This window comes from Fibrella arboris (assembly GCF_041321095.1).
Lineage (GTDB): Bacteria > Bacteroidota > Bacteroidia > Cytophagales > Spirosomataceae > Fibrella > Fibrella arboris.
Map to the genome: position 1 here is coordinate 13212 of NZ_JBGGWE010000022.1, position 24004 is coordinate 37215.

The following is a 24004-nucleotide window of genomic DNA, read 5'->3' on the forward strand; positions in this document are numbered from 1 at the left end:
CTCCCGGTTCCGAGTTTTTCCAAGTATCTAAAAGAATAGAACATGTAGCCACACCACGAAGATGCTTGAAAAAGTGCGAAGGAGTAACGTACCTGAAATGAAAAAGGGCCATTCCTGTGCAGGAATGGCCCTTTTTCATTTCAGGTACGTTACTCCTTCGCGCCGGTGAAGGTGATGGCGGTTTGAGGGTCGGTGGTGTTGGCCTGAACGCGGAGAACGAGAGCCTGGCGTTCCATGCCGTTGCTGTTGAAAGCGCGGTCGGTCTGGACAGTGCCGATCACCTGACCCTGCTGCGCTAACTGAATACTGTTATCGGTCAGGCGGGTAAGTTGCAGGTGGGTGAAGGTCTGCGATTGGGCCGTCGGGTATTTGCGCAGGTACGTTAGCGTAACGGCGGCATCTGTCTCGGGTGTCAGCGTAACGGCGGGCATCTGATTGGCGGGAAGGGCAATGCACAGAATATCCAGAAAGCCGTTGGTCAGGTACGTTCCCGATACTTCACCCGCCAGAGTAGGGGCTACGTCGTTGCTACGGCTACAGGCGGCCGACAGGAAAACTAAGGTGCTGAACAGTAAGGCTTTTTTCATGGTCAGATGCGCTTCAATCTCTAGACGCGAGTTAGGCCGTAACCGTTGTAACAGCAAGTTATTTTTTCTTAATGTCTTCTTATTCCGACGGTTTCATCAGGAACGTACTGATCTTCCCCTCGGCATCGCGGCTGATGTAGAAATCGAGGGTGGCGTTGGTGAAGGTGGCTTTGTATTTGGCGATACCGTCTTTGATACCCACCGGTTCGGCAGCAGTCCATTTGCCTAGTTGGCCACTTATCTGTGAAGAGACCTGCTTCATCATCTCGGGCGAAATCTGACCTTTAAACGCCGTCCCCATCAGGGCGTAGAGCGAATCGACTTTCTGTTCGTTCAGGAAGCGTTGCGACAGCTTTGTGAGCGAGTCAAGTTTTACCATTTCAGGCGAAGGGGCCGGTGGTGTCGCCGTTTGGGCATTGGCGGTAGCGATCAGACTCAGCAGTAGAGCCGCCGTTATAAAAAAGCGCTTCATAGACTAATTGGTTATTGGGCCGTAAAGTAGGATGATTAGGCTAGTTAATGCTGATACGTGTTCATTTGCCGGGTCGTTTAGCTGATAAACGGCTTCTCACACATTTACTAACATAATCCAATGAAACAGTTTTTTGCCTTATGTGCGGTGCTGCTTTTGGGCGTAGGCGCTCAGGCACAGGAGTTCAAACCATTTAAAGTCAACGTATCACTAGGCGCCGCCATTCCAAGCGGTGGTGGTGGCGTTTTGTTTGCCGTTGAACCAAAATACGGCATCAGCGACCAGATCGACGTTGGCCTGCGCATCGAAGGAGCCGGTATGGCGCGTAATGTGATTGCAAACGGCAATACTACGTCAGGTGACATTAAATTTTCTGGTTCATACATCCTGACAGGGAACTACATGCTATCGACCAGCGGGTTTCGCCCGTTTGTTGGTATTGGTGCCGGTCTGTTTGGCGTTGGGAGCACCGGCGTTACGGTAGTGGGCTCCGGCTCATCGTCGACGAGCTACAACGGCAGCATTTCGGCGGGTAATGTATTCGGCGGCATGGCTCGGGTTGGTTTCAAAGCAGGCCACTTCGTATTGGGTGTTGAATATAACCTGATTCCGACTACCAATTCGGTCGTTTATGACGACAAAGGCGTTAATAAGATTGGCACCAGTGTTGAAAGCAAAAACTCCTACGTGGGCGTGAAACTTGGCTTCGATATTGGCGGTGGCCGTCGGTAGACGTCTTCTTCTGTCTTTATAAAAGCGCCCTTCGGATCATGTCTGAAGGGCGCTTCTGTTTCCAGAGGGTATTGATGCAAATCACCCTCTGAAAACCATACACTTACACCGCACTACAACTCACTTATTCATCGTCAAATTTCCGACGGCATTGTAGCGTAGTTCTTCCTCGGCCAGCATGAGGCGAACGGTTTGCGCCAGGTCGTTTTCGTCCGTTTTACTGAAATAGCTCGACAGTTGTTTGGGCGTAACGCCTTTGTCGCGGGCCAGCGTTACGTACTGGCGGACCTGGTCACGTACCTGAGAATCGGGGCCGACTTTCTTTTTCGCTTTCAGGCAGTTATCACAAACACCACAGGCGGCGTCGGTTTCTTCACCGAAATAATTTTGCAGGAGCCGGGTGCGGCACTGGGTCTGGTGCCGGGCATAATTGACCGATGCTTCTGCTTTGGCCAGCGCGTGTTTACGCCGCTTTTCCAACCCTTGCCCATCGAACGGTAGCTGGCGGGCGTCTTGCCGGGGCGTCAGGTACGTTAGCTGGGGTTTATCGGTCTGCTTCTCGTAGATGATTACCTCCCGCTCGGCCAGTTGAGTCAGGAGCATAATGATCTCGTTTTCCGACACCATAAACGCCCGCGACAGATTCCCTTCCGAAATAGGGAGGAAATCCGTGAACAGTTCGCCACCATACAGACGCATCAGTAGCTTCAGAAACGGATCGAAGCGTGGATTCATCACCTGAAATTCATAAATGGCCCGATTATCCATATTCATCACCACGCGCGACGGCCGGAAATACGCCTCACTCAAGTCGATGTAGCCCGCCATCTGAAGCTGTTTCAGCGCATAGTGCGTGTCTTGTGGGGGCAAGGAATAAGTCCTGGTAAACTGCGCCAGATCAAAATCGAACGTTTCAAATTCGCCGCTGCCAACGGGCACTTTTGTGTAGTTGGCCAGCGCCTGATAGGTCCGTCTGATCAGGTCAACGGTTGGGTATTGCTGTTCAGTCTGGAAAATGACACGCTCGCAATCGGCCTCGGTATACAGCATCACGGCGTAGGCTTTCTGCCCGTCACGACCGGCGCGGCCAGCTTCCTGGTAATAGGCCTCGAGCGTGTCAGGCGGATCGAGGTGAACGACCACGCGAACATCGGGCTTATCGATGCCCATCCCGAAGGCGTTGGTCGACACAATGATGCGGGTTCGGTTATTGATCCAGTCTTCCTGCTTCTGCGATCGTTCGGGCGTGCTAAGGCCAGCATGATAAAAATCGGCGGAGATACCCTGCTTTACCAGCCATTCGGCCATTTGCCCTGTCTGCCGGCGGCTGCGCACATACACGATGCCCGTTCCAGGTACGTTGGTCAGGATCTTTAGCAGGCGGCTCTCTTTCCCTTCTTCCAGCATGGCCGAATACGACAGGTTAGCGCGCGCAAACGTTTGCCGAAATACCTTGTAGCCCGTTCTGAAATCTAGTTTCTCCACAATTTCCCGTTGTACATCGGGCGTAGCGGAAGCCGTTAGCGCCACGGTCGGAGCCTTGTTGGAAAGCTTATCCCGGAACTCAGCGATCTGAAGGTAAGGTGGCCGAAAGTCGTGCCCCCAGGCCGAAATGCAGTGCGCTTCATCGACGGCCAACAGGCAAACGGTCATTTGCCTGGCCCGTTCAATCATTATTTCGGTACGGAGCCGTTCGGGCGATACGTACAGAAATTTCAGATTTCCGTAGATACAATTGTCGAGAATCGTATCTATTTCGCGATAATGCATGCCCGAATGAATGGCCGCCGCGGGAATACCCCGCCGGCGCAGCTGAAACACCTGATCTTTCATCAGGGCAATCAGCGGCGTTACAACGATACAGACACCATCCATACCTAATGCCGGTACCTGAAAGCAAACCGATTTGCCCCCACCCGTAGGCATCAGCACCAGCGCATCATGACCATCGAGCAGGGCATTGACGACTTCTTCCTGCAACGGCCGGAAAGTCGAATATCCCCAATACGTTTGCAACAGTTGTGGCGCAGTCATACGTATTACAAAAATAACAGTAGCTGTCCGGCTTTCGGTAAGACAATTCAGCAGCGTTGTTCGTTTATGAGAATAAACCCCAATTCGCGGCTATAAAATCACTGTACTATGGAGAAAGTCATAAAAACCGATGAAGAGTGGCGGCAGGTCCTGACGCCCGAGCAATTTCGGGTAACCCGGCAGAAAGGCACCGAACGGGCGTTTACGGGCGAATACTGCGAGTCGAAAGAGCCGGGTACGTATGCCTGTGTCTGCTGCGGGACGCCGTTGTTCGAATCGACCAATAAATTCGAGTCGGGAACGGGCTGGCCGAGTTTTACCGAACCGCTTCAGCCCGATGTGATTCGGCTCGAAAAAGATTACAGCTATGGTATGTACCGGGTTGAGGTGCTTTGCAACGTGTGCGACGCGCACCTGGGCCACGTATTTGACGACGGCCCGCCGCCAACAGGCTTGCGCTATTGCCTGAATTCAGTATCTTTAATACTAATCAACCCTTCTTGACTCTGACTCAATTCTACGTATATGACGCACCAATACGCATGGCGTTTGCTGGTATTACTCCTGCTGACCACGGGCACGCTCATGGCCCAAAAACGAACAGCTCCTGCCCGGACAACCCCTTTAACAACATATGAAAACTTCGCCCTGCGTAATCGAATTGTCAAGTCGGATTCGATTATCTGTTACGCATCCAAGGAGAACGTTTTTTCGCGCATTGGCCCACCCGCCGGTTTTAATGATTCACGAGCTCGCCGGGCTGCCACATCGAACTTCATTGTAACCTATATTGGCTACCCGGATAGTGCCCGGGCTGCCTTCCAACGAGCCGTTGATATCTGGTCGACGTTGATTATCAGCCCCGTTCCTATTCGTATTACAGCCAGATGGCAACCATTAGGTACCGGTGTATTGGGTAGCGCCAGCCCGGCCGACTACGTGGGTGCGCCGGATGGATCGCAACGAGCTACTACTTATTACCCGATGGCATTGGCCGAAAAAATTGCCCGTCGGGCTATCAACCACCCTGACTCAGCCGACATTGTTGCCAATTTCAGCAGCACCAACACCTGGTATCTGGGCCTCGACGGTAAACCGACGGCTGGCAAATATGATCTTGTGTCTATTGTTCTTCACGAATTGGGGCATGGATTAGGCTTCACTGGTGGAATCAGGGCCGACGCCGCCAGCAGGCAGGCAGCGGTTATTTATTCAACCGTGTTTGATGCTTACGTGGAGAACAATTTAGGCACTAAAATTCTAAGCAGTGCCATTGCCGGCAGTTCCTCCGCCTTATACACGCAGCTGACCGGTCAAAACCTGTTTATCAATGGCCCTATTTTACAGCGAAAAACGGGTGGGCGTGGTAAACTCTATGCGCCAACGGCCTACAGTTCAGGCTCTACGTTATACCACCTCGACGAAACAACCTACCGGGCAGGTACGCCCAACGCTCTGATGACGCCCTTTATCGGCGCTGCTGAGGTTGATCAGGATCCGGGTCCGATCGTTCTTTCGTTTTTCGAAGACATGGAATGGAAAACGACCTCGCTCTTGCACAATCCCATATCAGATACCGAATCGACAAGTGCCGTGACGTTTACTGCCCGTGTGATCAGTGACACGGTCTTGGGAGCAGCCCCGCCTAAACTGTTCTACCGGACTGGCTACGCAACCCAGACGGATAATACCTATAAGCAGGTAAACCTGGTTCGGCAGGGTACGTCGGATACTTATTCAGTTACGCTACCCTCTACAGAAACACCTGGCCGCACGGTGTACTACTTACAGACACAAGACGCAGGTGGACGTGTATACACCAACCCCGGCAAAAGCAATGACGGTACACAGCAATACATCTACTCGTTCACTACCGGCCCAGACCGCGTTGCCCCAACCATTGTGCATGCCCCGGAACAGACCGTTACGCTGGAAGCCGAAGTAGACACGTTGCTCATACTGGCCAAAGTGTCTGATGATCGTCAGCTGATCAACACGGCGCGTACTAAAATGGGTATCGATACGGTATACCTGGAGTACCAGATCAACGGCGTGGCCAAACCGCCTGTTTCGATGACACTGGCCAACTCTGACCTGGTACCAGACAGCACCTGGTTTGCTATCATCCCTATTCCTACACGTTCGCTGAAGGCAGGCTCGGTAATCAGCTACCGGATTGTAGCACGCGACGTGTCAGCCGCCCGAAATCAGGCGGTTAGCCCGGCCACGGGCTTCTATTCTATTTCGGTTGTTGCTCCGCAAACAACCGTCAGAAAACAGTATGTGAACGATTTCAATTCGGTAACGGCAGCAACGGCTGATTTTGCCGGTAATGGCTTTGGCATTCAACAGCCAACCAGTTTTACCAGTGCCAGCATAAACTCAGAACACCCGTACAAGAACGGAGCAAACATCTTCAGCGAGAGTAACTACACCTACACACTGCTAGCCCCCATTCGCGTGGCAACCACCCAGGATAGCGCCCGCATACAGTTCGACGAAATAGCACTGGTAGAGCCAAACGACGCCGGGTCGTTCTACGGGGGCGATGGCTTTTACGATTATGCCATCGTAGAAGGCAGTAAAGACAACGGCCTGACCTGGCTGCCCTTTCTGGATGGTTATAACACCAACGCATATCCCGACTGGCTGAACACCTGGAACTCGAGCACGGCGCCAGGCCTGCCAACTACTGGTGAGGTTAACTCTACAGCCGTTGGCACACAGTCGCTCCTGAAACCGCGCACGATTAGTCTTCTGGCAAGCGGAAATTTCAAAGCCAACGATGTCATTCTGATCCGGTTCCGCCTTTTTGCCGATCAATTGGCACATGGCTGGGGCTGGCAGATCGATAACCTGAAAATTCAGGTGCCACCACCACCGGTCATTCTGGCTACCGAACCTGTTCAGATGGCTTCGTTCTCGGTATACCCCAACCCGGCGTCTGGTTCTGTTCGGGTAACAGCCGAGCTTGCCCAAACCGCCACAGAAGGCACCATGACGCTGAGCGGACCAACCGGTCAAACGTTACGCCAATTGCCTGTAGCCGTACAAAATGGCAAACAGATCAACGAACAGCTCGATGTGAGTCAGTTGCCGGCCGGTATGTATTTCATTCAGTTGAATGCCGGTGATGCCAAACAGGTGAAAAAGATCGTAGTGACGAAGTAATCGCGTTTTAACGGGTAAAAGCTCAGTATGTGGGAGTCAGGTACGTTTAGCGTATTTTGACCCCGTATTCTGAGCTTTTTCATTCGAGCCAATGTCTTCTTACGCACTTGTCTTTCTGGGTGGTGGCCTGGGCAGCGTTATTCGCTATTCACTCGGCAGGTGGATTCCCCCCGTCCTGTTACATACACCTTTTCCGGTTAGCATCCTGCTCGTCAATACCCTGGCCTCCGTCTTGCTGGGAGCCGTAGTTGGCTGGGTAGCTGGCCGACCCGAGGCAGAACCCTGGCGACTGCTGATCGGCGTGGGCATTTGCGGTGGCCTCAGTACGTTTTCGAGCTTTAGTCAGGATACCCTGCTTCTATTGCAGCAGGGTAGGGTAGGTGTTGCCTTTTTAAATATTGCGCTAAATGTGTTGGGGTGTCTGGCAGCGTCGGCCATTGGCTGGTGGCTGGTAGTGCAGCTGACCGACTGACTTAGTACCTCTTTTTTAGGCCAATGTGTAGTGTCATGAACGTACCCAGCCAACTGCTTCCCCGTAAAGGAGCGGCCGCACAAATCCACAAATTGTATCTCTTGCCCTCTCTGCTGACCTTACTTTTGTGCATGATTTCAGTTACCCAAACACAGGCGCAGGAGCCATGGCGCCAGCTCCACGACGCCCATGATCTCTATAAGGATTCTACGTTTACCCACCGGCGCTTTAAACACCGCGACATTGTACCGGTATTACAGCAACTGGGTAGTCCATTGTCGGTGAGTCAGGTAGGTACGTCGTCGGAAGGGCGGAGCATTCACCAGGTGAAGGCCGGCACGGGAGCAACCCCGGTACTGCTGTGGTCGCAGATGCACGGCGACGAAGCCACGGCAACCATGGCCCTGTTCGATATCTTTCGTTTTCTACAGGCATCGGGCGACGGTTTTGACCAGATGCGCCAGGCGATTCTGAGCAAAACGACGCTCTATTGTGTGCCCATGCTCAACCCAGACGGGGCTGAACGTTTTCAGCGACGTACCTCCGCCGATATCGACATGAACCGGGATGCGCTACGCCTGCAATCACCCGAATCGGTGCTGCTGAAACGGTTACAACAAACCCTGAAACCCCTGGTAGGATTTAACCTGCACGATCAGAATCCGCGCTACAGCGTTGGCCATTCGGAGAAACAGGCCGTTGTCTCGTTCCTGGCCACAGCTTATGACCCTGCCCGAAGCATCAACGACGTCAGAAGGCGGTCAATGCAATTGATCGTTGGCATGAACCGGGTCTTGCAACAATTCATTCCTGGTCAGGTAGCGCGGTACGACGATGAGTTTGAACCGCGTGCCTTCGGCGATAATATTCAGAAGTGGGGAACAACGCTGATCCTTATCGAGTCGGGTGGGCAGGTTGGTGACGCTGAAAAAATGAGCATCCGCCGGCTAAACTTCGTTGCCATTCTTTCGGCGCTCCACGCTATTGCTACGGAATCATACAGCAGCGAGAAACCAGCCGACTATCAGGCTATTCCCGAGAACGGCCGTACCCTGTTCGATGTGTTGATTCGCAACGCAACGGTAGTGCGAAATGGCAAGCCCTACACCATTGACCTGGGCATTAATCAGTATGAAGTGAATACTGACTCTGCAAAGACGTTTGCCTACCGAAGTACCATCGAAGACCTGGGAGATCTATCTACCTTTCACGGCCTTAAAGAGATCGACGCTACCGGTTTAACCCTTACGCCAGTTCGCGTGCATCCAACCGCCCTGGATTCACTTAGCGACCTGCGTAAGCTGGATGTGCCAAAGCTTCGTCAGGAAGGGATCGTCGCGTTCAACGTGCGGGGGGCTATCCGAAAAAATACGTTTCCGAAGTATCCGGTACACGTACTTAAAGAGGGAAAGCTACCCGCCCGGCCACCCGGATTGAACCAGATTGCCACGTTTCTATTGAAACAGGGTAATCAGACGAAATATGTCTTCGTCAACGGGTTTAGCGATGAGTCGAAGGGAAACGGCGTGATTGACTAATCTGAAAATACGCGTTCGTATCCTGTCGGAAATAGACAAAAACCCCGTCAGAACATGATTCTGACGGGGTTATCACTGTTAACCAGTTACTGCTTACCGAACGGCAAAAGCGCCTGATCCAATTTTGAATCCTTCGCTATACAGTTCTACAGTATACTTACCCGGGCGGTAAGGTGTACCACGTGTATACAGCAGTTCAACATTTTTACCGTTGCGGTCATAATCCACTGTCTGCTTAACGGTGTAAACCATTTCATCACTCCCCGATTTGAACGTACCTGACCCGTTGGCCATGTCTGAAATGACAGCACCGTCGGGGTCCAGCACCCGGATAAACACATCTTTGGGCTCTTCCTGCGTAATGGGGTTATCGGCCAGCGCGTAAACCAGTTTGATCTTGTCGAGGCGTTTTGCCTTATAGGCATCATCCTCTTTTTCCTTACCCTTCGGATTCACCGACAACACTTTGATATTCTGTGCTTTCAGGGCAGCAGCGCGGGTCACTTTGGTCGACAGTTCCTGATTCTGAGAAGCAACCACAGCCACTGTGTCTTCCAGTTGCTGGCGGCGTGTTTTCAGGCCAACGTTCTCGGTGTTCAGCGTCTGGTTGTCGACTACCAGCACTTCTTTCTCACGCTGAAGCTGCGCGATGGCCGTATCTTTTTCAGCCAAAAATGCCATATACTCCTGAATCTTCAGTTCATATTTGGCAATATTCGCCCGCGACAGTTTGGCTCCACGTGAGAGTGCCTGCTTGTCGGCTTCAAGGTCGGCTTTTACTTTTTGAAGCTCTGTGACATCGCCCCCCAGCCGCTGCACTTCAGCAATTTTCGTGTCAAGCGCGGTTGAGATCGAATCGAGTTTTACGCGGGTATTGGATAGTTCTTCTACGCGTTCGGCGATGGTCACTTCCTGCGTTTCAGCTACTGTTTTCTTGTCGAAATACAGATAGCTCGTCACCCCGGCCAGGCCCGTCATCAAAATAAGGGCGGCTAAAAGTGCTCCGTTTGCCTTCGGCTTCTGCTGATTACTCTCCATAAAATAGTACGGATTTTAGTTGAACAAACACAAATTGAGGTACTATGTAGAGAAAGCCTATAGAATTGCAGTTTGAGGTGAACGATATGGACATAACGCAAAACGTCGGCTAATAGTGCATGACTTGATCAAACGGCCAATTGTGTGCCGAATAGGGTAGGCAAGATATTCAGTATTGGTTGTAGCTTTGAGCGGTATACCCTTTAAGCGTACTTGTTTTGTTACCCACCGTCCCTATATGCTTGCAAAGACCTATGGCGCAGCCGTTTACGGCGTAAATGCCACCATTATTACGATCGAAGTGACAGCCGGCCAAGGCATGAAATTTTTCATGGTTGGTTTGCCCGACAGTGCCGTAAAAGAAAGTGAACAACGGGTTGAAGCGTCGCTAAAATATTCGGGTTATCGAATGCCGCGCCAGAAAGTGGTGGTCAATCTGGCCCCGGCCGATATTCGGAAAGAAGGCTCAGCGTATGACTTGCCCATTGCGCTCTGCGTGCTGAAAGCCTCGGAACAGGTTAATCTGGAGAAAGAACTGGAAGACTATGTGATCATGGGTGAGTTGGCCCTGGATGGCGCCTTACGGCCCATAAAAGGTGTATTACCCATTGCGATCGAAGCCAGAAAACGCGGCTTCAAGGGCTTTGTATTGCCTGTTGAAAACGCCGAAGAGGCGGCCATCGTGAATAACCTCGACATTATTCCGGTCCGTAATATGATGGACGCCCTTGAATTTTTCGAGGGTAAAAAAGCCATAGATCCAGTAGTTGTCGACACGCGTGATCTGTTCTTTACTAGTCAGAATGCCTACGAGGCCGACTTTGCCCATGTGCAGGGGCAGGAGAACATCAAGCGAGCCATGGAGATTGCCGCTGCCGGGGGGCATAACGTCATTATGATTGGTCCGCCGGGGGCGGGTAAAACGATGCTGGCCAAACGGTTACCAACCATTTTGCCGCCCATGACGCTTCAGGAAGCTCTGGAAACAACTAAAATTCATTCGGTTGCGGGGAAACTTGGCACAAAAGCCACGCTGATTTCCCGGCGACCTTACCGAGCCCCTCACCATACTATTTCTGATGCCGCGCTGGTTGGAGGGGGGAGCTTTCCGCAACCCGGTGAAATATCGCTGGCGCATAATGGAGTATTGTTTCTCGACGAACTTCCCGAGTTTAAACGATCAGCCTTGGAAGTGATGCGGCAACCGCTGGAAGACCGAAAAGTCAGTATCTCAAGAGCCAAATGGGCCGTAGAATTCCCGGCCAACTTCATGTTGATTTCCAGCATGAACCCCTGTCCGTGCGGCTATTACAATCATCCTGATAAAGAATGTGTTTGCGGCCCTGGTGTGGTACAGAAATACCTGAACAAGGTAAGCGGTCCGCTGCTCGACCGCATCGATCTGCACGTGGAAGTCACCCCCGTTTCGTTTGACCAGATGACGGGTAACCGGCCCGCCGAAACTAGCGAAGCAATCCGCGAACGGGTCGTGAAAGCCCGGGAACGACAAACAAAACGGTTTGAGGGGCAGGAGGGGATTTATTCCAATGCCATGATGCCGTCGCAGATGGTGAAGGAAATTTGCGAGATCAATCCGGCCGGTCGCATCTTATTGAAAACAGCCATGGAGCGCCTGGGCCTGTCGGCACGCGCTTACGACCGGATTTTGAAGGTATCGCGCACGATTGCCGACCTGGCTGGCTCAGATGAGATCAAAATTGAGCACCTGGCTGAAGCCATCCAGTACCGCAGCCTGGACCGGGAGAATTGGGCGGGGTAGGAGGTCTATCTTCTGTTTACCGTTTACTGTCTTCTGTTGCGCTGCTACATTATGATAGATACTAATAAGCAGCGCAACAGAAGACAGTAAACGGTAAACACTATTTTGTTGTATCAGCTGGCATCGGGGTTCCGTTTTTTGCGGCTTCTTTGGCGGCTTTTTCTTTCGCCTTTTCCTGCTTGCGGAAATAACCCCGGAACAGGAAGTTGCTCTTCAGGGCCTCCAGGTTCTGATCGAGTTTCTGCGTACTGCTGTTCAGGTTGCGAACGGTGCTCCGAATGTCGTTTCCGACAGACAGATCGCTGGTTAGTACCCCAAGTGCGCTATTGCCATTTTTCAGTTTTTCGGTCGCCTGTTTCACATCAGCTACCACGTCGTTGGCCGACACAGAGGCTCGTTGCAGATTCGACGTTGATGCCCGAACACTGCGCATAATGGTCGTGTCTGAAACGAGGTCACTCGCTAACGTACCTGGGCGATTCAACTTTGCCGTATAGGCCGTTAGTGAATTGGTCATTTTGGCAGCGTTGTTTGATGCTTTTTGCAGGCCCGTCATGGTACCCCGGAAATTTCGTACAATGGTGGTGTCGTTGAGCAGTAACCCAGCCAACCCCCGGCCATTTTTAACCTTATTGACAATAGAACCAATATCGGTAGTGATTTTCAGCAGGTTACGGTTCGTAATCTGCAACGTATCAATGATCGACTCCATGCTGAGCGATTCCCTTACCCGAAGTTGATCGCCATCTTCTACAGATGGTGAGTTGGGCGTACCCCCCACAATCACGATGAGCTTATTCCCGATTAGTCCATCAGAACCAAGGGTTGCCTGTGCATCTTTCCGAATATACTGCGCCGACTTTTCTTCGATGTTCATATCGACCTCAACTTTTGAGGAGCCCACAAAACTGATACGCTTGATGGTACCAATTTTGACGCCAGAGAACCACACGTTGTTTCCAGTTTTAAGGCCGCCCACATCATTAAAAACGGCTTTGATCAGTAACGTTGATACAAACCGTTTCTGCTGACCGCCCAGGAACAGGATACCGGCGATCAAAATGGTCAGGCCAATAAGCACGAACAGGCCAACAATAACAGCACGTCTATTTGATTTCATAAGGTTGTGTAGTAAATGGAACGTTGGTTTATACGTCCGACGAATTGGGTTGACCAATAAGCAGTATCTATCAGCCCAATCTGCGGTATCTGCATTCCCATTATTGTTCAGTGAAATTGTAGTGATAAAACTGTTGAACGCGTTCGTCGTCAGTGGCAAATACCTCTTCGAACGTACCTACACGTTGAAACTGACCATCAAAAAGCATAGCCACCCGATCGCCAACGGTTTTGGCGCAGGTCAGGTCATGGGTGATGACTATCGACGATGCGCCGTGGCGTTCCTGTACTTCGTTGATCAGGTGATTGATTTCGGTACACGTGATCGGGTCTAATCCAGCAGTGGGCTCATCGTATAGCATGATATCTGGTTTCAACATGAGCGTACGGGCAATACCGATTCGTTTGCGCTGCCCACCCGACAGTTCGGACGGCACCTGATTGATGGCCTGCTTCAGCCCCACATCGTCAAGGGCTTCTTCGACCTGCTTGTTTATCTCGGCCCGGCTCAGGTTCCGAACGTTCCGTACCAGCGGGAACTCCAGGTTTTCCCGCACCGTCATGCTATCGTAGAGGGCACTATTCTGAAACGAGAAGCCTACTTTCAACCGGAGTTTATCCAGGTCTATCGAATCGAGCGCCGTTACATCCTGGCCCAACACAGTCACGCTTCCCGAGTCGGGTTTCAGGAGGCCTACCAGTACCTTGATAAGCACCGATTTACCCGTTCCTGAACGCCCGAGCACTACCAGGTTTTCGCCCTTATATAAGTCCAGGTCGACCCCGCGCAGGACGTAATTATCGCCAAAGGCAACATGTAAGTCTTTTATCTGTATTACTGATTCTGGCATGGCTGGCTAACGCGTTTAATTAAAACTCCCGGATAGCGCCGACAATCTGTAAGGCGAGTAATTCTTCAATAAACACCAGGAACATAGAGGTCACCACCGACGCGTTAGCAGCTTTACCAACCCCCTCGGTACCTTTCGACGAATTATACCCCTGATAACACCCTACTATGCCAATGGTAAAGCCAAACACAATTGACTTAACCAGCGACGAGAAGATGTCGAGAAAAGTAATTGTATTGAATACCTCCGAGATAAACGATTGGTAACTGGTTGCTTCACTGGCGTTTACGTTTAAAAAAGCACCCAGCAACCCTACGCCGATGGCATACATTGTGAGCGTTGGAATCATCAGTGTAGTGGCCAGGACACGGCTGACAACCAAAAATTTGAATGGGTTGGTGGCCGATACTTCCATGGCATCGATCTGTTCCGTTACCCGCATCGAACTCAGTTCTGCTCCGATATTTGACCCCACCCGACCAGCGGCAATCAATGAGGTTACCAGCGGACCAATTGCCCGTACCAATGCAATAGATACCAGTGAGGGCAACCAGGACGTGGCGCCAAATTGTGATAGCGAAGGGCGCGACTGATTGGTGAAGACAATACCCGTGATAAACCCTGTCAGGGAAATGAGTGGTAGTGAACGTACCCCTACCTCATAGCATTGCCGGATAATTTCTCGGCCTTCGTAAGGAGGCAAAGCTACTTCACGGAAGAAGCGGCCAATGAACGTAACTACATCGTACAGACTGAGTAGTATACCATCGAGGCGCTTGCTTATTACCGGACGTTCCGTGTGTTCAGTTGGGGGATTCATTCCGAATGTGTGATGGCTATTGGTGTAGTGTATGAATCAGTAAACGTTTCAGTTGACGTGTGGTTTAAATAGGCTACAAACCGGCCCCTAATTCCGATTTTTAGAACTGCCTGAACCAATTCCATTTTTTATATGTATCAACATTAAATACAATTGCAAATAAACAACTGAACCATGCAAACGCTCATAAACGGCCTTCACCACGTGACAGCCCTTGCCGGTGACACCCATCGCAATGTAGATTTTTACAGAAATGTGCTGGGACTCCGGTTGCTGAAAAAAACAGTCAATTTCGATGCGCCAGATGTGTACCATTTGTATTACGGCGACGAAACAGGGTCACCCGGTAGCATCTACACCTCGTTTCCTTATGGCAATATTCCACGGGGCCGGAAAGGCGTGGGGCAGTTGACGTACACCGCCTTCTCGGTGCCTGTAGCTGGGATGGGTTTTTGGCTCGATCGGTTGCATCAGTTCCAGATTGCCTACGCCGGACCAAACAAGCGTTTCGAGGAAACGTATGTCCGCTTTGAGGATTATGACGGCATGGGTATCGAACTGGTCTTCACGGATACCGACACCCGCCCAGGGTATAGCCATGGTCAGATTACGCTCGAAAACGCAATTCGTGGCTTCCATACCGTTACGCTGGAAGAGCTAAAGCCCGAGCGTACTGTTGAGTTGTTAACTGGCGTTATGCAACATCGTCTTGTGGCCGAAGAGGGTGAACTGCTCCGTTTCGAAGCCGGGCTGGGCGGCTCTGGCAGGTACGTTGATATTCACGTTTCACCTAATCCGGTTCGTGCGTTGCAGGGGGCAGGGTCTGTTCACCACGTTGCTTTTTCTACCGATACCGACGAAACGCAGTTACTCATTCAGGAACAACTGGCCGATGCCGGTTATCAGGTAACGCCGGTGCAGGATCGCAACTATTTCCACAGCATTTACTTCCGTGAACCAGGAGGCGTGTTGTTTGAAGTAGCCACCAATCCCCCTGGATTTGCTATAGACGAAGCGCCCGACAAATTGGGCACGTCTCTGATGCTGCCTCCACAGTACGAAGCACGCCGGGCACAATTAGAGACAGTGTTGCCGGAAATAAACTAAAAGAGTTTACCGTTTGCTGTTTGCCGTTTTCTGTTGCGCTGTGCATCAGCAGGCACTGAGTTAGAGCAGCACAACAGAAAACGGCAAACAGCAAACGGTAAACTCCTTTCCCCATGATTCACAACCCGAACAATATTCTCACGGCAGGCGTACCGCTCGAAGAAGCGAAACGCGTGATGATAATGGTGCATGGCCGGGGCGGGTCTGCACGTGATATCCTCTCGCTGGCAACGTACCTGGATGCCGATGATATGGCTTTCATTGCGCCACAAGCGACCGACAACACGTGGTACCCGTACTCGTTTTTGCAGCCCACAGAGCGGAATGATCCGTATCTGTCATCGGCCCTTACCACGCTGGAAATGGTCAGAGCGCGTTTGCAGGCTGACTTTAACGTAAAAACCACGCAGATGTACTGGCTTGGTTTCTCGCAGGGGGCTTGTTTAACGCTCGAGTTTCTGGCTCGCCATCCGGCAGTTTACGGCGGTATTTTTGGCCTCAGTGGCGGTGTAATTGGTCCCGACGACACCCCCCGCGATTATGCCGGTACGTTTGCCGGAACGCCGGTCGTGTTGGGGTGTAGCGAGCCAGATCCGCACATTCCGAAAGCGCGTGTACTGGAAACCGATGCTATTTTCACGCGGATGGGTGCTGCGGTGCAAACGAGAATCTACCCAAATGGGGGGCACACAATTAACGAAGATGAGCTATCTTTGGTTAATACCGTATTAGCAGCCAGGTAATTCTGGCTGGGCACTTAACCTATCGTTGTTATGAGTCAATTTATGGTCGAGTTTTCGCTGGCCCGTATGGATGAGGCTTTTATGGCTAAAATTCCTGAGCAACGGGCTAAAATCAATGAGCTAATGGAACAGGGGCATATCCTTTCTTACTCATTAGCTGCCGACCGGTCGAAACTCTGGTGTATTGTCAACGCTGACTCGGAACTGAGCGTTTTGGAAACCATTGCCCAATTTCCATTGATCGACTACATGAAGCCCGATATATCGGAGCTGATGTTTAACAACGTTGTGTCGTTGCGCGTACCGATGTTCTCGTTGAACTAGACTACTGACTACCGAAGCTGGAGCTTCGATGCTACACAATCAATGCCTCACTTTCTGCATCGCTATTTTCTGTTTGTTTATCTTTTTCTGGGTACGTCCCTGTTATTTGACTGTCAGCCAAAAGCGCAGGATAATCAGGAAATTGAGCAGCAGCAGACCCAAAAGAAAAAGCATCGGCATCGCCACCGCGATCGCGCCGATCAACAACGCGATGATCAGCAGCAACGTACCCAGCACTATCAATCCGATAAGTCGTCACGGCAAAATGCTGGCACACGTACCCAGACAGGACCGATCCCGCAAAAGGTATATGATGTATTGACCTATGTCCGGGCCAATAAACGCGCGATGGACGGGTACGTTGGTGGTCGTCGGTTCGGGAACTACGAAAATCACTTGCCCCGGTCTGACACCGACGGCAAACCTATTCAGTATCAGGAATGGGACGTCAACCCAAAAATTCAGGGCAAGAACCGAGGTACCGAACGGCTCATAACAGGCTCAGATGGCCGGGCCTGGTACACAAATGATCATTATAACTCATTCAAAGAAGTGAACTGAGCAGCGTTCACTTTTGCCTTTCCTATGGCAGCTAATTTCATTCTATCTTCCTCTGAACCAGCTCTGGCTGAGCGCTTTCCAGATCATTTCATCGCGCATATCGATGGTGGTAAAGCCCGTACATTGCGGCAGTTCTACGACCAGATCGCCGACGTGCTGGAGTTTCCTGCTTTTGGCAATAATCTCGATGCGCTCAATGATGCGTTGAATGATCTGCAATGGCTTGAAGACGAGAAAATCGTTCTCTATTTCACGAATACCGATCAACTGATCAGCCAGGAGCGCGACCCGAAAAAGCTGGCGGCTGTTCTGGCCATTCTGGAAGCAACCGTTGAAGACTGGAAGTGGATGGCCGATGATGAAACTGATTTAGCCGACAAAAAAGAGTTATCTGTTGTTTTTGAGACCAGCCCACGCATCCAGTCACTGATGGAGCAGGAAGGTATTGAGTTTGAACCGGTAGGTTGACTTAGCTACGCTTTTTAACCCATCTGAAAAGTCGCATTCTGCAACAAATTGCCCTAATTTCCTGTTCTTTTTTTGCCGCCGGGTTTAGTCGCCCGGCGGCTTTTCGTGTTCTCGCAGACCAGATTTTACGCTTTGACAACGACTGCTCTTTTATCGCTTTACGCCGACGATCCGTTCATCAATATCCTGGCGCAACCGCTGCTACAACGTAGCAAAACTGATCCAACCCGTATTCAGGTCAAAGGCATTACGGGTAGTCTGGATGCCGTATTAGCTGCTACATTAACGAAGCGGGTAAGCGGCAATCACCTTTTCGTGCTGACCGACAAAGAAGAGGCATCTTACTTTTTCAACGACCTGCAAAACCTGCTTGGCCGTAGCGAAACGCCCGATCACGTTCGCCCAGACACGGCTGTCGATACGTCAGGCAGTGTGTTGATGTTCCCTATGTCGTACAAGAAGCCTTACCAGTACGAAGAAGTGGAGAATGCCAATGTGTTGATGCGGGCCGAAGTGCTCAACCAAATTAATCTTAGTAATAAGCAGGGTAGCCTGATTGTAACGTACCCGGAAGCGCTATTTGAGAAAGTAATTAACAGGAAATCGCTGAAAGCTAACACATTGGCGGTGCGCGTTGGCGATCAGCTCGATACGAACTTCATTTCCGAAATGCTTCAGACCTATGAGTTCGAGAAAACGGACTTTGTGTATGAGGCTGGCCAGTTCTCTGTTCGCGGTGGTATTATCGATGTCTTTTCGTTTGCCTCCGAATTTCCCTATCGCATCGAACTGTTTGGAGACGAAGTAGAAAGCCTACGACATTTCAATCCAGAAACGCAGCTCTCCACCGATCGTCTTGATCTCATCAGCATTATTCCGAATGTGCAAACGCGCCTCACACAGGAAACGCGTGAGTCTTTTTTAGACTTTTTACCGAAGGAAACTTGCCTTTGGTTTAAAGATATTGAGTTTGCCTTGGAAGTTATTGAGCAGTGTTTTGACCGAGCCGAGCAAAGCCTGGCGCAGGTAGTTGGTGTAGGTGGTAATATCCAGGTGGTCGATGATCCTGAAACGCTGTTTGAGACCCGGCGGGCATTTTTGAATCAGGTAAAGGCTTTTACTACCGTTGAGTTTGGCCGGAAGTTCTATTTCAAATCAGAGAATAAACTGGCTTATCCATCAAAGCCTCAGCCCTCGTTCAACAAAGATTTCAAACGCGTAGCTGAGACGCTTACCGATCAGCAAAGCAAAGGTTACACGAACATCCTGGTTGCCGAGTCTTTCAAGCAATTGGAACGACTGAAAACGATCTTCGACGAGATTGACCCTTTCCTTAAATTCCAGACCCTTCAGGTTGGTATCAAAGAAGGCTTCATCGATGAAACGCTGAAAGTTGCCTGCTTCACTGACCACCAGATTTTCGACCGTTACTTCAAATACCGGGTACGTGATAAGTTTAGTAAGTCGAAGGCGCTTACCCTCCGTGAACTAAAGACCCTACAGCCTGGGGATTACGTTACCCATGTCGATCACGGCATAGGTCGGTTCGCGGGTATGGAACGTGTCGATGTGGGGGGTAATGAACAGGAAGCTATCCGGCTCATTTACCGCGACAATGATATTCTGTTGGTGAGCATCCATTCACTCCACAAAATCTCTAAGTATAGTGGGAAAGAGGGTGGACCGCCCACGATGAGTAAACTCGGGTCACAGGAGTGGGATTTAAAAAAATCGAAAGTTCGCAAGCAGGTCAAAGACATTGCCCGCGAATTGATCGCTTTATACGCAAAAAGGCGAAACGCACCTGGCTATCGGTTCTCGAATGATTCTTTTTTACAAGCTGAATTGGAATCATCGTTTATTTATGAAGACACGCCCGATCAGGCCAAAGCAACGGCTGATGTTAAGAATGACATGGAAAAGCCGCACCCGATGGATCGGCTTGTCTGTGGCGACGTCGGCTTCGGAAAAACGGAAGTCGCTATTCGGGCTGCGTTCAAGGCAGTAACCGACAATAAGCAAGTCGCCGTTCTGGTACCTACTACCATTCTGGCGATGCAGCACTACCACACCTTCAAAGATCGGCTGGCCAACTTCCCGGTAAAGGTTGGGTATATAAACCGGTTCAAGACAGCCGCACAAATTAAGGAGACACTTCGACAGGCTGCCTCCGGCGAGTTAGGCATTCTGATCGGTACCCATCGGATTGTCAACAAAGATGTCAAGTTTAAAGACCTGGGGCTGCTGGTCATTGATGAAGAGCAAAAGTTTGGCGTAAAGACAAAAGACCGGTTGAAGGAAATGCGTGTGGAAGTTGACGTGCTTACACTCACTGCTACCCCCATTCCTCGTACTCTCCACTTCTCGTTGATGGGTGCCCGTGACTTATCCGTTATTGCCACCCCTCCGCCCAACCGCCAGCCTGTCACGACCGAAACGCACGCATTTAGTGACACACTCATACGCGATGCCATTAGCTTCGAATTGCGGCGGGGTGGACAGGTTTTCTTTGTACACAACCGAGTCAGTGATATTGAGTCGATTGGCAACATGATTAAACGGCTGGTTCCCGACGCACGCATCGGTGTAGCGCACGGACAAATGGAAGGTGACCGACTCGAGAAAGTAATGACGCGGTTTATTGAAGGCGAAACCGACGTACTTGTTTCAACTAATATCATTGAATCGGGCCTTGACATTTCTAACGCTAACACCATATTAATCAACCAGGCGCAGAACTTTGGTTTGTCAGACGTGCATCAGATGCGTGGCAGGGTAGGGCGATCTAACAAGAAAGCATTCTGTTACCTGCTTACCCCGCCAGCAGCGGTTCTATCGTCCGACGCCCGGAAACGCCTGCAAACCCTTGAAGATTTTTCTGACCTGGGTGAAGGCTTCAAGATCGCGATGCGTGATCTGGACATTCGGGGGGCGGGTAACTTGCTGGGTGCCGAACAAAGTGGTTTCGTCAATGACCTGGGCTATGAGATGTATCATCAAATTCTGGATGAATCGGTTCAGGAGCTTCGTGAAACAGAGTTCAAGGATTTATTTATGGATACGCCTGAAGTATTCAAGCCGCTGTTACCTGATACCGTCATTGAAACTGATTTAGAGGTGCTGATTCCTGAGACATATGTGTCGAACATCTCTGAGCGTTTATCTTTGTACACCCGTCTGGATAACATTCAGAATAAAGCTGAACTTCAAGCGTTTAAGAAAGAGGTCTCTGACCGGTTTGGGCCAGCGCCCAAAGGCGTGGAGAATCTGTTTAAAATGGTAGCTGTCCGTTGGAAAGCAGAGGAACTACACCTTGAAAAACTGACCCTGAAGAATACGATTTTGAAGGGTACCTTCGTTTCTTCCGAGAAAGACAGTCAGGCGGATAGCTTTTTCTCTTCTGATCGCTTTGGCAAGGTAATTGACTACATCAAGGCGCACCCGAAAGAGTGTTCACTTAAGGACGTTAAAGGCCGACTGATTTTCACCCATCAGAGTGTGTCCAACATTGATCAAATGGACGGAATTCTTGAAAAACTGACCAAGTAAGAAACAAGATTTTTAGATGGAAGACCCCGTAAAAGAAGTGCAACCTCATCAAGTGTAGATGTGATAACTTGTTTTAGCGTCAAGTCTTTCTGCTTCTCTAATTTAGCCTGCACACAATACACAACAATGATTCAGAAGTATCACCTGCAACGCGCGGCTTACGTGCTTCTCGCTACGGTAGCATTAGCGGCCTGTAAGACCAAACACCCGACAAGCGTAAAGCCGGGTAAGACGAGTACTGCTACGGGCATTGCCTATAACCAGAAAGAAGGATTTCAGGTGAAGAAGTTTGCTGGTCCTAAAGCCGGTCCAAACCTGGTTTTCATTGAAGGCGGTCGCTTCACGCTGGGTGCCCTGGAAGAAGATGTTGTCAACACACGTGACAACCGTGAACGTACCGTTTCGATCCAGTCTTTCTATATGGATGAAACGGAGATTGCCAATATTCACTACCTCGAATACCTGGACGCCATCCGTCGGGATTCGTCAGAGGAAGTCTATACGCGTGCGTTGCCCGACACTACCGTCTGGGCTAACCCACTTTCATTCAATGATGCTTATGTGACGCAATACCTTCGTTTCCCAGGCTACCGCTATTATCCGGTAGTTGGTGTTTCGTGGGTGCAGGCCAACGATTATGCTGTGTGGCGTACCGGCGCGGTCAATGCCGAACTATACAAGCAGGGAAACAGTAGCAAGAAGAGCGGTAAAGGTCTATCGTTGAAGCGTAAGTCGAAGCAGGACCCTGCTGCTGAAACGGTTCAGGGTGCTGAAACAGCAACAGCCTCTACTAAACCCAGCCTCGAAAGCGGCCTGATTTTGCCCGACTATCGCATCCCGACAGAGGCTGAGTGGGAATACGCCGCCAAAGCGCTCATCGGTACACAGTACGTCGATGAAAACCAATCCAATCAGCGGATTTACCCCTGGGATGGTTCGTCTGTCCGTAACCCCAAGAAAGGCCGTAAACAAGGTCAAATGCTGGCCAACTTCAAACGCGGTCGTGGTGATTATGCTGGTATTGCTGGTCGTTCAAATGACGGAGCAATCATCACACAACAGATTTATGCATACCCCGCTAACGATTTCGGCCTGTATAATATGGCTGGAAACGTTAACGAATGGGTATATGACGTGTATCGTCCGCTCACTTTCCAGGTTGAAAATGACTTGAACCCGATACGTCGTAACGGCTATCTTGACGAAGCCAAAAACTATGACAACAAGGGCAACAACTCCTTGATCAACGACAAACTTCGTGTTTACAAAGGCGGCTCCTGGAGCGATGTTGCTTACTGGCTGGCACCAGGTACCCGTCGGTTCATGGATCAGGATTCAGCCACGGCTACTATCGGTTTCCGTTGTGCCATGACCGGAGTAGGACTTAACAAATAAGCGCTAGCTCAGGTACGTTCCTTATCGATTTGTACAGCGGCCACTCGTTATCGGGTGGCCGCTAGTGTTATAACCCCTACGGTGGCCGCCCCTGCTTCACGCAACTGCACTATACAGGCTTCCAGTGTGGCGCCGGTGGTCAGTACATCATCGACTATAATTATATGTTGATCACGCACGGCTTCCGGTCTGGCGACTTTAAATACGTTCGCTACATTATCCCACCGTTCTATTCGGTTTTTGCGAGTTTGTGAGGAGACAAAGTGGGTACGTTCCATCACGTCTGACCGGGTTAGGATGCCCATACTCTGCGATAAGCCCTCCGCTATCCATTCGCTCTGGTTGTAGCCCCGTTGTCGTCTGCGTAGCGGATGGATGGGTACCGGCACCAGCAGATCGGCCCGCATAGCCACTCCTTTTAGCTCAGAGAGCTCCTGGCCGCACCATCGACCTAGCTGTAAACCCAAGTCACGTTTACCCCGGTACTTCAGCTGGTGAATCAGCTTCTGAACCATGCTTTTCTTGGTGAAATAAGCATAGGCATACACGTAATCAACTTTTACGCGACCACCAAATTTGTTCAGTAGCACGGCCTGTCCTTCACCCGTGTTCATGTAGGGAAGTTTCATTCGACAGGTAGCGCATAACCCTTTTTCTTCTCCGTACAACATTGCCTGGCATCCCGAGCATAGAGAAGGATAGAATAGATAAATCAGGTTCTCGAAAGCAGACCGTATAAACTGGATCATCCTTGTTCTGCGTTTTAGATGTATTGGCTACTTATTGTCCCCTTTCTAGCTGCTAATCTGTTTTAGTGGTCTTTGCGCGTACTTCGTTTTACCAGAAATCGCGTAATTTTAATCATCATTATCAACTTGTTATGCATTTTAGTACCGCTTCGTCAGTTCCTGACGCCGAATGGAATAACTTACTGGATACACTCGAGCAGCTCGTTGGCAAACGACCTGCTGATTTGAATGGTGTGCTTTTCTTAATCGGTATGCAAGAACTGGGTCGTGGCCCTAAACGATTCTCGAAAGAGCAAAAGCAAGACCTGCTGCATGTAGCGGTCTGCACCGTTCTGAGCCAGTCAGGCTATTATGTTTCCATTGGCCCCGATAAAGACAATTGGCCCCAATTCGACTTGCTAAAACCGTTGCCTTCTGGCGACATTCTTGCTCAGGAAGACTTATTGAAATCACACGTGTTGCACTATTTTAATTCGGCGCTCAACAGCTAAACT

General features: G+C 50.6%; 22 protein-coding genes. 14 read left to right on the forward strand and 8 right to left on the reverse strand.

The annotated features are described in order from the left end of the window. Positions 1-149: 149 nt before the first annotated feature. Positions 150-587 carry a hypothetical protein gene (locus ACAW75_RS25145; protein WP_370731546.1) on the reverse strand — a complete coding sequence of 146 codons (438 nt, stop codon included), beginning with the start codon at positions 585-587 and terminating at the stop codon, positions 150-152. 79 nt (positions 588-666) lie between these two features. Next, the gene (locus ACAW75_RS25150; RefSeq protein WP_370731547.1) at positions 667-1059 is read right to left on the reverse strand and encodes a DUF3887 domain-containing protein; all 393 of its coding nucleotides are present in this window, start codon (positions 1057-1059) and stop codon (positions 667-669) included. 120 nt (positions 1060-1179) lie between these two features. On the opposite strand from ACAW75_RS25150, the gene ACAW75_RS25155 reads away from it, so the two are divergent. Further along, a complete protein-coding gene (locus ACAW75_RS25155; protein WP_370731548.1) occupies positions 1180-1791 on the forward strand; it encodes a hypothetical protein in 612 nt (203 codons plus the stop codon). Positions 1792-1911: 120 nt separating this feature from the next. Here ACAW75_RS25155 and ACAW75_RS25160 read toward each other — a convergent pair whose 3' ends face one another. Then, positions 1912-3825 (reverse strand): RecQ family ATP-dependent DNA helicase, encoded by a 1914-nt coding sequence (locus tag ACAW75_RS25160; RefSeq protein ID WP_370731549.1) that lies wholly within the window; start codon positions 3823-3825, stop codon positions 1912-1914. Between the two features lie 108 nt (positions 3826-3933). Here ACAW75_RS25160 and msrB point away from each other — a divergent pair, with 108 nt between their 5' ends. The 4 genes from msrB (at position 3934) to ACAW75_RS25180 (ending at position 9006) form a co-directional block, all read left to right on the forward strand. After that, positions 3934-4329 carry a peptide-methionine (R)-S-oxide reductase MsrB gene (msrB, locus tag ACAW75_RS25165; protein WP_370731550.1) on the forward strand — a complete coding sequence of 132 codons (396 nt, stop codon included), beginning with the start codon at positions 3934-3936 and terminating at the stop codon, positions 4327-4329. 21 nt (positions 4330-4350) lie between these two features. Continuing rightward, positions 4351-6996, forward strand: a complete 2646-nt coding sequence (locus ACAW75_RS25170) for a T9SS type A sorting domain-containing protein (RefSeq protein ID WP_370731551.1) — start codon at positions 4351-4353, stop codon at positions 6994-6996. Positions 6997-7087: 91 nt separating this feature from the next. Then, entirely contained in the window at positions 7088-7468 is a 381-nt protein-coding gene (crcB, locus tag ACAW75_RS25175) for a fluoride efflux transporter CrcB (RefSeq protein ID WP_370731552.1), read from the forward strand. A 131-nt stretch (positions 7469-7599) separates the two neighbouring features. Next, positions 7600-9006, forward strand: coding sequence for a M14 family zinc carboxypeptidase (locus tag ACAW75_RS25180; protein WP_370731553.1), 1407 nt, complete (start codon positions 7600-7602; stop codon positions 9004-9006). Positions 9007-9099: 93 nt separating this feature from the next. Here the strand turns inward: ACAW75_RS25180 and ACAW75_RS25185 are convergent, their stop codons facing one another. After that, positions 9100-10044 (reverse strand): DUF8428 domain-containing protein, encoded by a 945-nt coding sequence (locus ACAW75_RS25185; protein ID WP_370731554.1) that lies wholly within the window; start codon positions 10042-10044, stop codon positions 9100-9102. A gap of 238 nt (positions 10045-10282) precedes the next feature. Between ACAW75_RS25185 and ACAW75_RS25190 the strand changes: the two genes are divergently transcribed. Continuing rightward, positions 10283-11824 carry a YifB family Mg chelatase-like AAA ATPase gene (locus tag ACAW75_RS25190; protein WP_370731555.1) on the forward strand — a complete coding sequence of 514 codons (1542 nt, stop codon included), beginning with the start codon at positions 10283-10285 and terminating at the stop codon, positions 11822-11824. Between the two features lie 100 nt (positions 11825-11924). Here ACAW75_RS25190 and ACAW75_RS25195 read toward each other — a convergent pair whose 3' ends face one another. From ACAW75_RS25195 to ACAW75_RS25205, 3 genes are all read right to left on the reverse strand, one after another. Continuing rightward, the gene (locus ACAW75_RS25195) at positions 11925-12944 is read right to left on the reverse strand and encodes an MlaD family protein (RefSeq protein WP_370731556.1); all 1020 of its coding nucleotides are present in this window, start codon (positions 12942-12944) and stop codon (positions 11925-11927) included. Positions 12945-13044: 100 nt separating this feature from the next. Then, positions 13045-13794, reverse strand: coding sequence for an ABC transporter ATP-binding protein (locus ACAW75_RS25200; RefSeq protein ID WP_370731557.1), 750 nt, complete (start codon positions 13792-13794; stop codon positions 13045-13047). Positions 13795-13813: 19 nt separating this feature from the next. Next, complete coding sequence (locus ACAW75_RS25205) at positions 13814-14614, reverse strand: MlaE family ABC transporter permease (protein WP_370731558.1); 801 nt, start codon at positions 14612-14614, stop codon at positions 13814-13816. A 174-nt stretch (positions 14615-14788) separates the two neighbouring features. Between ACAW75_RS25205 and ACAW75_RS25210 the strand changes: the two genes are divergently transcribed. From ACAW75_RS25210 to ACAW75_RS25240, 7 genes are all read left to right on the forward strand, one after another. Continuing rightward, a complete protein-coding gene (locus ACAW75_RS25210; RefSeq protein ID WP_370731559.1) occupies positions 14789-15721 on the forward strand; it encodes a ring-cleaving dioxygenase in 933 nt (310 codons plus the stop codon). A 113-nt stretch (positions 15722-15834) separates the two neighbouring features. Next, positions 15835-16464, forward strand: coding sequence for an alpha/beta hydrolase (locus ACAW75_RS25215; protein WP_370731560.1), 630 nt, complete (start codon positions 15835-15837; stop codon positions 16462-16464). A 30-nt stretch (positions 16465-16494) separates the two neighbouring features. Next, a complete protein-coding gene (locus tag ACAW75_RS25220) occupies positions 16495-16788 on the forward strand; it encodes a muconolactone Delta-isomerase family protein (protein WP_370731561.1) in 294 nt (97 codons plus the stop codon). 42 nt (positions 16789-16830) lie between these two features. After that, positions 16831-17349 (forward strand): guanyl-specific ribonuclease, encoded by a 519-nt coding sequence (locus ACAW75_RS25225; RefSeq protein WP_370731562.1) that lies wholly within the window; start codon positions 16831-16833, stop codon positions 17347-17349. A 24-nt stretch (positions 17350-17373) separates the two neighbouring features. Next, complete coding sequence (locus tag ACAW75_RS25230) at positions 17374-17817, forward strand: barstar family protein (protein WP_370731563.1); 444 nt, start codon at positions 17374-17376, stop codon at positions 17815-17817. A gap of 132 nt (positions 17818-17949) precedes the next feature. Further along, a complete protein-coding gene (gene mfd, locus ACAW75_RS25235) occupies positions 17950-21366 on the forward strand; it encodes a transcription-repair coupling factor (RefSeq protein WP_370731564.1) in 3417 nt (1138 codons plus the stop codon). 126 nt (positions 21367-21492) lie between these two features. Then, the gene (locus tag ACAW75_RS25240) at positions 21493-22761 is read left to right on the forward strand and encodes an SUMF1/EgtB/PvdO family nonheme iron enzyme (protein ID WP_370731565.1); all 1269 of its coding nucleotides are present in this window, start codon (positions 21493-21495) and stop codon (positions 22759-22761) included. Positions 22762-22808: 47 nt separating this feature from the next. Here ACAW75_RS25240 and ACAW75_RS25245 read toward each other — a convergent pair whose 3' ends face one another. Further along, positions 22809-23390, reverse strand: a complete 582-nt coding sequence (locus tag ACAW75_RS25245) for a ComF family protein (RefSeq protein ID WP_370731566.1) — start codon at positions 23388-23390, stop codon at positions 22809-22811. Between the two features lie 251 nt (positions 23391-23641). Here ACAW75_RS25245 and ACAW75_RS25250 point away from each other — a divergent pair, with 251 nt between their 5' ends. Beyond that, positions 23642-24001 carry a hypothetical protein gene (locus ACAW75_RS25250; RefSeq protein ID WP_370731567.1) on the forward strand — a complete coding sequence of 120 codons (360 nt, stop codon included), beginning with the start codon at positions 23642-23644 and terminating at the stop codon, positions 23999-24001. Positions 24002-24004 lie beyond the last annotated feature (3 nt).